We start from the raw sequence: 13,197 nt of genomic DNA, 5'->3' as shown, positions 1-13,197 counted from the left end.
GACCCACAATGACGCTGACTGAATTGAAATACATCGTCGCGGTCGCGCGCGAGCGGCATTTCGGCCGCGCGGCCGAAGCATGCTTCGTGAGCCAGCCGACGCTGTCGGTGGCGATCAAGAAGCTGGAAGACGAGCTCAACGTGCAGATTTTCGAGCGCGGCGCGAGCGAGGTGAGCGTGACGCCGATCGGCGACCAGATCGTCACCCAGGCGCAGCGCGTGCTCGAGCAGACCTTCGCGATCAAGGAGATCGCGAAGCAGGGCAAGGACCCGCTCGTCGGCCCGTTCCGTCTCGGCGTGATCTATACGATCGGGCCGTACCTGCTGCCGACGCTCGTCAAGCAGATGATCCAGCGCGTGCCGCAGATGCCGCTGATGCTGCAGGAGAACTACACGCTGAAGCTGCTCGAACTGCTGAAGCAGGGCGAGATCGACGCCGCGATCATGGCGCTGCCGTTCCCCGAAACCGGCCTGATGGTGCGGCCGCTGTACGACGAGCCGTTCGTCGTCGCGCTGCCGGCGGGACACCCGTGGGAGAAGCGCGAAGAGATCGACGCCGAGGATCTGAAGCAGGAAACCATGCTGCTGCTCGGCAACGGCCACTGCTTCCGCGATCACGTGCTCGGCGTGTGCCCGGAGCTGATGCGTTTCTCGCAGACGGCCGACGGCATCCAGAAGACCTTCGAAGGCTCGTCGCTCGAGACGATTCGCCATATGGTTGCGAGCGGCGTCGGCATCACGGTGCTGCCGCGCATGTCGGTCGCCGAGATCGGCCCGCGCGCGAACGGCCCCGATGCCGAACTGCTGTCGTACGTGCCGTTCAACGAACCGGTGCCCGATCGCCGGGTCGTGCTGGTGTGGCGCAAGAGCTTCACGCGGATGCCGGCGATCGACGCGATCAGCGAGGCGATCGCCGCGTGCGATCTGCCGGGCGTCGCGAAGCTCGACATGCCGGCGACGATGAACTGACCGGGCATGACGCATACCGGTGCCGGACGATGAACGGGGTCTTGCGACCCCGTTTATTTTTCCCTATCGAATAGATAAAACTAATTAAATTCAAATATTTGATAGATGCACATAGAATCTTCTACATGGATCGGCGTCGCAGCGACGGCCGATCCGCACGCTGAATGCAAGCGTCAAAGGAGGATGTCATGATGCGGTCGGTATTGCAGCACGCGCAACGGAACATCCCGTCGCGCGACGAGGTCGTAAATCGAGCCAGGGCCGCGGCCCGCAGCCTGCGCCCGATTGCGTTCGCGTATCTGGCGGATCGTGTGTACGGCGGATGAGTGCCGCCGCACGCCGGTCCCGTGTTCCCCCGATTCATCCGCTGTCCAGCCATGAGGGAGCCTTGCATGTCCGAAGTCACGAAACCCGCACCGAAGGCCGCGCCTGACACCCCGTAGCACGACAGGGCCAACCTGTTCCGTTTCATCCCCCCGCAATGCTCCACGAACCGCGCCCGGCACGTGGGGGCCTACGAGCAAGTAAAGGAGAAAAGCATGTCGACCGAATCGAAATGTCCGTTCAACCATACGGCGGCCGGCGGCACGTCGAACAAGGACTGGTGGCCGAATCAGCTGAACCTGAACGTCCTGCACCGGCACTCGGCGCTGTCCGATCCGATGGACAAGGATTTCGACTACGCCGAGGCGTTCAGGAAGCTGGATCTCGCGGCGGTGAAGAAGGACCTGCACGCGCTGATGACCACGTCGCAGGACTGGTGGCCGGCCGACTTCGGCCACTACGGCGGCCTGTTCGTCCGGATGGCATGGCATAGCGCCGGCACGTACCGCACGGCAGACGGCCGCGGCGGCGCGGGCGGCGGGCAGCAGCGCTTCGCGCCGCTCAACAGCTGGCCGGACAACGTGAGCCTCGACAAGGCGCGTCGCCTGCTGTGGCCGATCAAGCAGAAGTACGGCCGCAACATCTCGTGGGCCGACCTGCTGATCCTGACCGGCAACGTCGCGCTCGAATCGATGGGCTTCAAGACGTTTGGCTACGCGGGCGGCCGCGTCGACACGTGGGAACCGGACGACGTGTACTGGGGCTCGGAAAAGATCTGGCTGGAACTGAGCGGCGGCCCGAACAGCCGCTACTCGGGCAAGCGTGACCTCGAAAGCCCGCTCGCGGCCGTGCAGATGGGCCTCATCTACGTGAACCCGGAAGGCCCGGACGGCAACCCCGACCCGGTCGCCGCCGCGCACGACATCCGCGAGACGTTCGCGCGGATGGCGATGAACGACGAAGAGACGGTCGCGCTGATCGCGGGCGGCCATACGTTCGGCAAGACGCACGGCGCCGGTCCTGCGTCGAACGTCGGCCCCGAGCCGGAAGCCGCGGGCCTCGAAGAGCAGGGTCTCGGCTGGAAGAGCACGTTTGGCACGGGCAAGGGCAAGGACGCGATCACGAGCGGTCTCGAAGTCACGTGGACGTCGACGCCGACGAAGTGGAGCAACGACTTCTTCAAGCACCTGTTCAGCTACGAATGGGAACTGACGAAGAGCCCGGCCGGCGCGCACCAGTGGGTCGCGAAGGATGCCGGCGACGTGATTCCGGATGCGTTCGACGCGTCGAAGAAGCACCGCCCGACGATGCTGACGACCGACCTGTCGCTGCGTTTCGACCCGGCGTACGAGAAGATCTCGCGCCGCTTCTACGAGAACCCGGCCGAGTTCGCCGACGCGTTCGCGCGCGCCTGGTTCAAGCTCACGCACCGCGACATGGGGCCGCGTGCGCGCTATCTCGGCCCGGAAGTGCCGGCCGAACATCTGCTGTGGCAAGACCCGGTTCCGGCCGTCGACCACAAGCTGATCGATGATGCCGACGTCGCGGCGCTGAAGGCGCAGGTTCTCGCAACGGGGCTGACCGTGTCGCAGCTCGTGTCGACCGCATGGGCGTCGGCCTCGACGTTCCGCGGTTCGGACAAGCGCGGCGGCGCGAACGGTGCGCGCATCCGCCTCGCGCCGCAGAAGGACTGGGAAGTGAACCAGCCGGCTGCGCTCGCGACGGTGCTCGGGACGCTCGAAGGCGTGCAGAAGGCGTTCAATGACGCGCAGACGGGCGGCAAGAAGGTGTCGCTCGCCGACCTGATCGTGCTGGCCGGTGCGGCCGGCGTCGAACAGGCCGCGAAGCGTGCGGGCGTCGCGGTGACGGTGCCGTTCGCGGCGGGCCGGACGGACGCGTCGCAGGAGCAGACCGACGTCGAAGCGATGGCCGTGCTCGAGCCGGTGGCGGACGGTTTCCGCAACTACCTGAAGCACGCGTACAAGACGCCGGCCGAAGCGCTGCTGGTCGACAAGGCGCAGTTGCTGACGCTGAACGGGCCGGAGCTGACGGTGCTCGTCGGTGGCCTGCGTGTGCTCGGCGCGAACGTCGGCGACGCGAAGCATGGCGTGTTCACCGATCGTCCGGGCGCGCTGACCAACGACTTCTTCGTGAACCTGCTCGACATGGGCACGGAGTGGAAGCCGGCGTCGGCCGCGAACGACGTGTTCGAGGGACGCGACCGCGCGACGGGTCAGGTGAAGTGGACCGGCACGCGCGTCGACCTGATCTTCGGCTCGCACTCGCAACTGCGTGCGCTCGCCGAGGTGTACGGCAGCGCGGACGCGAACGAGAAGTTCGTGCGCGATTTCGTCGCGGCCTGGAACAAGGTGATGAACCTCGACCGCTTCGACCTCGCGTGAATGTCGCGATGCGGTAGTGCAGTCACGTTGTAACGTGAAACGGCCGGTCGCACGACCGGCCGTTTTTTCTTCCGCTGTTTCTTGAAGGAGTGACGACCATGACGCAAATGATGCTGAACATGCGTGCCGCGGCCGCGGCGCCCATCCTGCGATCGCCGGGCGAGCTGGCGCGGCGCATCGTCGGTTTCGCGATCGTCATCGGCGGCGCCGCGGAGCTGGTCGCGCAGGCGCTGCATGCGATTGCGTCGCTGGCCGGCCGCTGAGCGCGGCGATCGGCCCGTACCGCGGACGGCCTCGCGCGCGGCGGCTTCAAGGGGCCTCATCAGGCCGCCGGCGGCGCATGCGGGCCCGGCGGCAACCGGGCGCGAGCCGTGTCGACATGACGGGAACCACCGCTCGGCTCTAAAATGCCGGGATTCTCTTCCCGGTGCTTCGCCATGCTTGCCCGCTTTCCCCTGTACCTGCGGCTCGTCCGGATGGACAAGCCGATCGGCAGCCTGCTGCTGCTGTGGCCGACGCTCAACGCACTGTGGATCGCATCGGACGGCCATCCGCGCTGGCCGCTGCTCGTGATCTTCGCGCTCGGCACGCTGCTGATGCGCTCGGCCGGCTGCGCGATGAACGACTACGCCGACCGCGATTTCGACCGCCACGTGAAGCGCACGGCCGACCGGCCGCTGACGTCGGGCAAGATTCGCGCATGGGAAGCCGTCGCGATCGCGGTGCTGCTGTCGTTCCTCGCGTTCCTGCTGATCCTGCCGCTCAATACGCTGACGAAAGAGCTGTCGGTGGTCGCGCTGTTCGTCGCCGGCTCGTATCCGTTCATGAAGCGCTTCTTCGCGATTCCCCAGGCGTATCTCGGCATCGCGTTCGGCTTCGGCATCCCGATGGCGTTCGCGGCCGTGCAGGACACGGTACCCATGCTGGCGTGGGTGATGCTGATCGCGAACATTTTCTGGTCGGTCGCATACGACACCGAATACGCGATGGTCGATCGCGACGACGACATCAAGATCGGCATTCGCACGTCCGCGCTGACGTTCGGCCGCTTCGACGTCGCGGCCGTGATGGCCTGCTATGCGGTGACGCTCGGCATCTACGTGTGGATCGGCGTGACGCTCGGCTTCGGGCTCGCATACTGGGCCGGCTGGGCCGCGGCGGCCGGCTGCGCGCTGTATCACTACACGCTGATCAAGGACCGCGAGCGGATGCCGTGCTTCGCGGCGTTCCGGCACAACAACTGGCTCGGCGGCGTGCTGTTCGCGGGAATCGCCGCGCATTACCTGCTCGCGGGCATCGCCGGCAACTGATGCGGCCCCGCGCCGCGGCGCGTGCAGTCAACAAAAAAGCAGCCCTGGGCTGCTTTTTTGTTGGCGCTGCCGGGCGAGCCCGGCGGACGTCGTGACGCTTATGCGCGACCGAGTTCGTCGCCCATTTCCTTCGCGCGCGCTTCGGCCGCGAGCGCGCCGCGCACGATCGCTTCCTTCACGCCCTGCGCATCGAACGATGCGAGCGCGGCGGCCGTCGTGCCGCCCTTCGACGTCACGCGTTCGCGCAGCACGCTCGCCGGTTCGCCCGATTGCGCGGCGAGTTGCGCGGCGCCCGTGAACGTCGCGACCGCGAGCGCGCGGCCCTGTTCGTCGTTCATGCCGAGGCGGCGCGCGGCTTCCTGCAGCGCTTCGATGAAATAGAACACGTAGGCCGGGCCGCTGCCCGAGATCGCCGTGACCGCGTCGAGTTGCGCTTCGTCGTCGAACCATACGATCTCGCCGACCGCGCCGAGCACGTTCGATGCGAGTTCGCGACCGGCCGCGTCGACGCCCGGCAGCGCGGCAAGACCCGTCACGCCCATGCCGACCAGCGCGGGCGTGTTCGGCATCGTGCGCACGACGCGGGCGTAGTCGCCGAGCCAGCGGGCGAGATCGGTGGCGCGGATGCCGGCTGCGATGCTGATCACGAGTTGCGACTTCAGATGCGGCGCGAGGGCCTGCGCGACGTCCTTCAGCACCTGCGGCTTCACCGCGAGCACGATCGCGTCGTATTCCGCGAGCGTCGCGTCGATGGCCGCGCCGGTGCGGATGCCGAATTGCTGCGCGGCGCGCGCGCGGACGTCTTCGTTGACGTCGATGGCATACAGGCCGTCGGCGGCGACACCGCGTTTGATCAGGCCGCCGATCAGGGCCGTGGCCATGTTGCCGCCGCCGATGAATGCGATTTTCATGATGTCGAATTGAGCGAGTAGGTGAACGGGAAAGAGCGAGGGGTTCAGTGCGAATAGTCGCGCGCGCCGAAGATCGCGGTGCCGACGCGCACGATCGTCGCGCCTTCGAGCACCGCCGCTTCGAGATCGGCGGACATGCCCATCGACAACGTGTCGAGCGGCAGCCCGTCGGCGCGCAGCGTGTCGAACAGCGCGCGCAGCGCGCGATGCGGTGCACGTTGCGCGTCGGTGTCGCCCGCCGGTTCGGGAATCGCCATCAGGCCGCGCAGACGCAAGGCTGGCAGCGCGGCGACCGCGCGCGCGACGTCGGCGACCTCGGCCGGCGCGACGCCGCTCTTCGACGCCTCGCCGCTGATGTTCACCTGCACGCACACGTTCAGCGGCGGCAGGTGAGCGGGGCGCTGTTCGGCGAGGCGCTGCGCGATCTTCAGCCGGTCGACCGAATGCACCCAGTCGAAGCGCTCGGCCACGGGGCGCGTCTTGTTCGATTGCAGCGGCCCGATGAAATGCCATTCGAGCGCGGCGCGCAGGTCGGCGAGCGCGTCGATCTTGTCGATCGATTCCTGCACGTAGTTCTCGCCGAACGCGCGTTGTCCGGCCGCATGCGCGGCGCGCACGTCGTCGGCGGGAAACGTCTTCGATACGGCGAGCAGCGAGACGGTGGCGGGATCGCGGCCGGCCGCGCGGGCGGCGTCGGCGATGCGACGATGAACGGATGCGAGACGGGCGGCGAAATCGGACATGACGGACACGGAAGCAGGCACAGGAAGCGAATGCGGCACGGCACGCACCGCATCGATCCGGTCATTATACGGACGGGGCGCCGCGCGGGGCCGGCCGTCCGCGTTAGCCGTACAGCAGATGCTCGACGAGCTGGATCCAGTGCGCGACCGGAATTTGCGTGCCGCTTTGCAGATGCGCGATGCAGCCGACGTTGCCGGACACGATCATCTGCGGCTCGAGCGCCTGCAGCTTCAGCAGCTTCTGCTTGCGCAGCCGGTACGACAGCGACGGCTGGGTCAGCGAATACGTGCCCGCGGAGCCGCAGCACAGATGGCTGTCGGCCGGCAGCCGCACGTCGATGCCGAGCGTCTCGAGCAGGCGCTCGACCTTGCCGCGCGACTGCTGGCCGTGCTGCAGTGTGCACGGCGGATGGTACGCAACGGTGTGGATCGCGCGGCGCCGCGCGAGCGTCGCGATCTCGGCCTCGAACGCGAGCAGCACGTCCGAGATGTCGCGCGTGAGCGCGACGATGCGCTGTGCCTTCTCCGCGTAGGCCGGATCGTCGCGCAGCAGGTGCGCGTATTCGAGCACCGTCGCGCCGCAGCCCGATGCGTTCATCACGATCGCCTCGGCGCCTTGCTCGACATGCGGCCACCACGCGTCGATGTTGCGGCGCGCGTCGGCGAGCGCTTCGTCGTGATAGTTCAGGTGCAGGCGGATCGCGCCGCAGCAGCCCGCGTCGGGCGCGACGATCGTTTCGATGCCGAGCGCATCGAGCACGCGCGCGGTCGCGATGTTGATGTTCGGCAGCATCGACGGCTGCACGCAGCCGCCGAGCATCAGCATCTTGCGCGGATGCGTGCGCTGCGGCCATTCGAGCAGCCGCGCGCGCGGCGGCACCTTGTCGCGCAGCCGTTTCGGCAGCAGCGGCCGCACGTGCTGGCCGAGCCGCATCACGGGGGAGAACAGCGCCGCGTTCGGCACGAGGCTCGCGAGCACGCGGCGCACGAGCCGCTGCTGCACGGGGCGATGGACCTGCGCCTCGACGTGCTTGCGGCCGATTTCGACGAGGCGGCCGTACTGGACGCCCGACGGGCAGGTCGTTTCGCAACTGCGACACGTGAGGCAGCGATCGAGGTGCTGCTGTGTGCTGCGCGTGACGGGCGCGCCTTCGACCATCTGCTTGATCAGGTAGATGCGCCCGCGCGGGCCATCGAGTTCGTCGCCGAGCAACTGGTAGGTCGGGCAGGTCGCGGTGCAGAATCCGCAATGCACGCACTTGCGCAGGATCGCGTCGGCCTCGTCGCCGTCGGGCGTGTTGCGGATGAAATCGGCGAGGTTGGTTTGCATCTTGGAGATCTTAGAGATCGGGGTAGAGCCGGCCGCGGTTGAAGATGCGCGCGGGATCGAACGCGGCTTTCAGCCCGCGATGGATTTTCATCAGCGGCGCGGGCAGCGGCGTGAACACGCCCGCGCTACGGTCATACGAATCGCCGGCGCGGAACAGCGTCGCGTGGCCGCCGGCCTGCTTCGCGCTCATGCGTACCGTCTGCGCATCGGCGTCGGTGATCCACCAGCGCTGCGCGCCGCCCCATTCCATCAACTGGGTGCCGGGCAGGTGCATCGGTTCGGTGATCGACGGCAGCGACAGGCGCCACAGCGCGTAGCCGGGCGGAATGCCGTTGAAGAACGGATCGGTGTGCTCGCGCAGGCCGGCCCAGAAACGCTCGGCCTCGACCGCGTCGACGACTTCGCCGCCGAGCAGCGTCTTCGCGGATTTCACGGCGGCCTCGGCGCCCGACAGGCGCAGCACGAGGGTGCCGTTGCGCCAGCCGCTCGCGCTCACGGGCAGCGGATGGCCGCCCCATTCGTTGAGCTTGCGCACCGCGTCGGTCGCGGTCATCTCGAACTTCAGCGTGACTTCGGCGACCGGCACCGGCAGCACCTTGATCGACAGGTCGAGCATCAGCCCGAGCGTGCCGAGCGAGCCGGCCATCAGCCGCGATACGTCGTAGCCGGCGACGTTCTTCACGACCTGTCCGCCGAAGCGCAGCAGTTCGCCGCGCCCGTTCATCAGCGTGACGCCGAGCACGAAATCGCGCGGCGCGCCGCAGGTCGCACGGCGCGGGCCCGCGAGGCCGGCCGCGACGCAGCCGCCGACGGTGGCCGCGCGGCCGAAGTGCGGCGGCTCGAACGGCAGCATCTGGCCGCACTCGGCAAGGACGGTTTCAAGCTGTGCGAGCGGCGTGCCCGCGCGGACCGTGACGACGAGTTCGGCCGGGTCGTACGACACGATGCCCTGAAACGCACGCGTGTCGAGTATTTCGCCGTCCAGCGCCTGGCCGTACCAGTCCTTGGTGCCGCCGCCGCGAATCCGCAGCGGCCGGCCGTCGGCACTGGCCGCCCGGATGCGCTCGGCCCATCCGGCGACGATGTCGTCCTCTTCCATGTTCTGTTGCTGCCTCGTTGTTGTCCGGTCGATTGTACCGGGGTGGCGCGAATGCACATCGCGACTATCCCTAAGCTCCGTATCACGAAGGCATGCAGCCGCCGCTGCGCGCACGGCCGGCGCGGGCAGGGCGATCCGTCGCGGCCCGCGCGCCGGCACGGATCGCGCACCGCGTGGCGCTCTCGGGAAACCGCCGGGCCGCCCCAGGTTTTCCGCCCCGAAGGCAGTCCCCTCGGAGGATGCCCCCCTCGGGGCCCGGCGCGACAGGTTCCGGGGCGCTTAGAAGCGCGGCAGGTCCGGATGCGGCAGCAGCCCGCCGCGCACGTGCTGCCGGCCATATTCGGCGCAGCGCGCGCGGGTCGGGATCCCCTTGTCGGGATTGAGCAGCCCGGCCGGATCGAAGGCGCGCTTGACCGCGAAGAACGCGTCGCGCTCCTGCGGCGAGAACTGTACGCACATCGAATTGAGCTTCTCGATGCCGACGCCGTGCTCGCCCGTCACGCTGCCGCCGAATTCCACGCAGCACTCGAGGATTTCGGCGCCGAACTGCTCGGCGCGGTGCAGCTCGTCCGGATCGTTGGCGTTGTAGAGGATCAGCGGATGCATGTTGCCGTCGCCGGCATGGAACACGTTGATGCAGCGCAGCCCGTAGCGCGTTTCGAGCTGTTCGATGCGCGCGAGCAGCGGGCCGATCGCGCGGCGCGGCACGGTGCCGTCCATGCAGTAATAGTCGGCCGAAATGCGCCCGGCGGCCGGGAACGCGTTCTTGCGGCCCGACCAGAAGCGCAGCCGCTCGCTTTCGTTGCGCGACACCTGGATGCGCGTCGCGCCGTGCTCGCGCAGCACGGCCATCATGCGGACGATCTCTTCGGCGACTTCTTCCGGCGTGCCGTCCGATTCGCACAGCAGGATCGCCTTCGCGTCGAGGTCGTAGCCCGCGTGCGTGAACGCCTCGACGGCCTGCGTGGCCGGCTTGTCCATCATTTCGAGCCCGGCCGGGATGATGCCCGACGCGATGATCGCGGCGACCGCCTCGCCGCCCTTGACGACGTCGTCGAAGCTCGCCATCACGAGCTGCGCGGTCTGCGGTTTCGGGATCAGCTTCACCGTCACCTCGGTGACGATCGCGAACATCCCTTCACTGCCGATCATCACCGCGAGCAGGTCGAGGCCCGGCATGTCGAGCCCGAGCGAGCCGAATTCGACGATCTCGCCGTCGATCGTGACCGCGCGCACGCGCATCACGTTGTGCACGGTCAGCCCGTATTTCAGGCAGTGCACGCCGCCGGAATTTTCCGCGACGTTGCCGCCGATCGTGCAGGCGATCTGCGACGACGGATCGGGCGCGTAGTACAGCCCGTAAGGTGCGGAGGCTTCCGAAATCGCGAGGTTGCGCACGCCGGGCTGCACGGTCGCCGTGCGCGCGTACGGATCGACTTCGACGATGCGCGTGAAACGGGCGAGCGACAGCACGACGCCGTTCGCGATCGGCAGCGCGCCGCCCGACAGGCTCGTGCCCGCGCCGCGCGGCACGATCGGCACTTCCATGCGGCGGCAGATCTGCACGATCCGCTGCACCTGCGATTCGGTTTCCGGCAGCGCGACCGCGAGCGGCAGCCGGCGGTAGGCGGACAGGCCGTCGCATTCGTACGGCGCGGTGTCTTCGTCGCGATACAGCAGGCAATGCGTCGGCAGCACGGCCATCAGCGCCTGCACGACTTCGCGCTGGCGCTGCGCGCGCGTCGCGCTCGACAGTTCGACGGAAGCGTTCATGGAGTCTCCTGCGGGCAGCGCAGCGTCACGCTGCGCTGCTGTCTCAACACGTGAAGATCTTGCCGGGATTCATCAGATTGCGCGGATCGAGCGCGAGCTTGATCGCGCGCATGACGTCGATCGCGTTGTCGCCGTGCTCCTTCGGCAGGAAGCGCATCTTGTGCAGCCCGACGCCGTGTTCGCCGGTGCAGGTGCCGCCCAGACGCAGCGCGCGCTCGACGATCCGGTCGTTGATGCGTTCGGCTTCGTCGATTTCCTCGGGTTTGTCGGGATCGATCAGGATCGCCACGTGGAAATTGCCGTCGCCGACGTGGCCGACGATCGGGCAGGGCAGCGACGATGCGCGCAGGTCGGCTTCGGTTTCCTCGACGCACGCGGCGAGCTGCGAGATCGGCACGCACACGTCGGTCGTCACCGCGCGGCAGCCGGGTTTGAGCTGCAGCATCGCGAAGTATGCGTTGTGACGCGCGGCCCAGAGCCGCGTGCGATCTTCGGGCCGGGTCGCCCATTCGAAGCCCTGACCGTTGTTCTGGCCCGCGAGCGCTTGGACGAGTTCGGCCTGCTCCTTCACGCCGGCTTCGGTGCCGTGGAATTCGAAGAACAGCGTCGGCGCTTCGGTGAGCGTGAGGTTCGAGTGGCGGTTGATCGAGCGCACGGCGAGCGCGTCGACGAATTCGACGCGCGCGATCGGCACGCCGATCTGGATCGTCTCGATCACGGTGCGCACCGCGTCGCCCATCGTCGGGAACGTGCAGATCGCGGCCGACACGGCTTCGGGCAGCGGATGCAGGCGCAGCGTGATCTCGGCGATCACGCCGAGCGTGCCTTCTGAGCCGACGAACAGGCGCGTGAGGTCGTAGCCGGCCGACGACTTGCGCGCGCGCGAACCCGTCTTCACGACGCGGCCGTCGGCGAGCACGGCGCTCAGCCCGAGCACGTTCTCGCGCATCGTTCCGTAGCGCACGGCGTTGGTGCCCGATGCGCGGGTCGCGGTCATCCCGCCGATGCTGGCGTCGGCGCCCGGATCGATCGGGAAGAACAGGCCGGTGTCGCGTAGCGCGTCGTTGAGCGCCTTGCGCGTGATGCCCGGTTCGACCGTCACGGTCAGGTCTTCGGCGTTGATCGACAGCACGCGGTTCATTTCCGACAGGTCGAGCGATACGCCGCCGCGCACGGCGAGCAGGTGGCCCTCGAGCGACGAGCCGGCGCCGTACGGGATCAGCGGCACGCTGTAGAGCGCGCACAGCGACACGACCTGGCGGATTTCATCGGCGTTGTGCGCGAACACGACGGCGTCGGGCAGTTGCGGATCGAACGGCGATTCGTCGCGGCCGTGATGGGCGCGGACGGCGTCGGCGGTCGACACGCGCTCGCCGAAGGCGGCGCGCAGCGCATCGAGCATCGCGGGCGGGAGGGGGCGGCGCGTGGCGGCCGGCGTGGCGGGATGATTCACGTATGTCTCCTTGGCGGGGCGCAGTTGGCGCTGTTGCGCCGGCCACGCGCCCATGCTTTGCGATCGACCGGACCCGGCGCGTCGCGCCTGCCCGATCCCGCACATCGATCGCTTGTATGACGGATGCCGCTGCGACGCGGCGTCGGCTCATTCTACGCTGCAACGTCCGCTGCGGCCCCCGCCGCGGGCTGCGATAATCGCGTTCCAACGCAACCGGGCCGCGTCGCGGCCGCGCACGAGAGGACATTCGCATGGGCAACCGCTTGAGCAAGATCGCTACGCGCACGGGCGACGATGGCACCACCGGCCTCGGCGACGGGCGCCGCATCGGCAAGGACGACGCGCGGATCGCCGCGATCGGCGACGTCGACGAACTGAACTCGAACCTCGGCGTGCTGCTCGCCGAGCCGCTGCCGGACGACGTGCGCACGGCGCTCGTCACGATCCAGCACGACCTGTTCGATCTGGGCGGCGAGCTGTGCATTCCCGGCCATACGGTGCTGGACGACACGCATCTTGCACGCCTCGACCGGTGGCTGGCCGACTACAACGCGACGCTGCCGCCGCTGAAGGAATTCATCCTGCCGGCCGGCGCGCGCGCGGCGTCGCTCGCGCACGTGTGCCGGACAGTGTGCCGCCGCGCGGAGCGCTCGATCGTCGCGCTCGGTCGCATCGACACGCTCAATGATGCGCCGCGGCGTTACGTGAACCGGCTGTCGGATCTGCTGTTCGTGCTGGCGCGCGTGCTGAACCGCGCGGGTGGCGGCTCGGACGTGCTGTGGGAGCGCGGACGCGTGCGCTGACGCGCGATGTCGTTTTTCCGCACTGCGACAATTTGTCCGAGGGGCGTCGATTTTTAAACATGTATTGTATATGCATGTTTA

General features: G+C 68.1%; 11 protein-coding genes. 5 read left to right on the top strand and 6 right to left on the bottom strand.

Translation table 11 applies throughout. The annotated features are described in order from the left end of the window. Window positions 1-8: 8 nt before the first annotated feature. The 4 genes from BME24068_RS20625 to ubiA all read left to right on the top strand — a co-directional run bounded on the left by BME24068_RS20625 (window position 9) and on the right by ubiA (window position 5,004). Window positions 9-968, top strand: a complete 960-nt coding sequence (locus BME24068_RS20625; RefSeq protein WP_096505078.1) for a hydrogen peroxide-inducible genes activator — start codon at window positions 9-11, stop codon at window positions 966-968. A gap of 539 nt (window positions 969-1,507) precedes the next feature. Further along, entirely contained in the window at window positions 1,508-3,694 is a 2,187-nt protein-coding gene (gene katG / locus BME24068_RS20620) for a catalase/peroxidase HPI (RefSeq protein WP_096505076.1), read from the top strand. Between the two features lie 98 nt (window positions 3,695-3,792). Continuing rightward, a complete protein-coding gene (locus BME24068_RS20615; RefSeq protein ID WP_172441905.1) occupies window positions 3,793-3,957 on the top strand; it encodes a hypothetical protein in 165 nt (54 codons plus the stop codon). A gap of 174 nt (window positions 3,958-4,131) precedes the next feature. Further along, on the top strand, window positions 4,132-5,004 hold the full coding sequence (gene ubiA / locus BME24068_RS20610) for a 4-hydroxybenzoate octaprenyltransferase (protein ID WP_174927200.1): 873 nt from the start codon (window positions 4,132-4,134) through the stop codon (window positions 5,002-5,004). A gap of 98 nt (window positions 5,005-5,102) precedes the next feature. Here the strand turns inward: ubiA and proC are convergent, their stop codons facing one another. The 6 genes from proC to BME24068_RS20580 all read right to left on the bottom strand — a co-directional run bounded on the left by proC (window position 5,103) and on the right by BME24068_RS20580 (window position 12,313). Continuing rightward, window positions 5,103-5,915: a pyrroline-5-carboxylate reductase gene (gene proC, locus BME24068_RS20605; RefSeq protein WP_096505072.1), complete on the bottom strand. Its 813-nt coding sequence runs from the start codon at window positions 5,913-5,915 to the stop codon at window positions 5,103-5,105. 44 nt (window positions 5,916-5,959) lie between these two features. After that, window positions 5,960-6,658 carry a YggS family pyridoxal phosphate-dependent enzyme gene (locus tag BME24068_RS20600; RefSeq protein ID WP_174927199.1) on the bottom strand — a complete coding sequence of 233 codons (699 nt, stop codon included), beginning with the start codon at window positions 6,656-6,658 and terminating at the stop codon, window positions 5,960-5,962. Between the two features lie 103 nt (window positions 6,659-6,761). Further along, on the bottom strand, window positions 6,762-7,988 hold the full coding sequence (gene glcF, locus BME24068_RS20595; RefSeq protein WP_096505068.1) for a glycolate oxidase subunit GlcF: 1,227 nt from the start codon (window positions 7,986-7,988) through the stop codon (window positions 6,762-6,764). Window positions 7,989-7,998: 10 nt separating this feature from the next. After that, window positions 7,999-9,087: a glycolate oxidase subunit GlcE gene (gene glcE, locus BME24068_RS20590; RefSeq protein ID WP_096505066.1), complete on the bottom strand. Its 1,089-nt coding sequence runs from the start codon at window positions 9,085-9,087 to the stop codon at window positions 7,999-8,001. 279 nt (window positions 9,088-9,366) lie between these two features. Beyond that, window positions 9,367-10,860, bottom strand: coding sequence for an FAD-linked oxidase C-terminal domain-containing protein (locus BME24068_RS20585; protein WP_174927198.1), 1,494 nt, complete (start codon window positions 10,858-10,860; stop codon window positions 9,367-9,369). A 43-nt stretch (window positions 10,861-10,903) separates the two neighbouring features. After that, the gene (locus tag BME24068_RS20580) at window positions 10,904-12,313 is read right to left on the bottom strand and encodes an FAD-binding oxidoreductase (RefSeq protein WP_174927197.1); all 1,410 of its coding nucleotides are present in this window, start codon (window positions 12,311-12,313) and stop codon (window positions 10,904-10,906) included. 251 nt (window positions 12,314-12,564) lie between these two features. Between BME24068_RS20580 and BME24068_RS20575 the strand changes: the two genes are divergently transcribed. Further along, the gene (locus BME24068_RS20575) at window positions 12,565-13,116 is read left to right on the top strand and encodes a cob(I)yrinic acid a,c-diamide adenosyltransferase (protein ID WP_096505063.1); all 552 of its coding nucleotides are present in this window, start codon (window positions 12,565-12,567) and stop codon (window positions 13,114-13,116) included. The last annotated feature ends 81 nt before the right edge of the window (window positions 13,117-13,197 follow it).

This window comes from Burkholderia anthina (assembly GCF_902498995.1).
GTDB lineage: Bacteria > Pseudomonadota > Gammaproteobacteria > Burkholderiales > Burkholderiaceae > Burkholderia > Burkholderia anthina.
The sequence above is the reverse complement of the archived record's forward strand: the minus strand, read 5'-3'. Positions and strand labels throughout refer to the sequence as shown.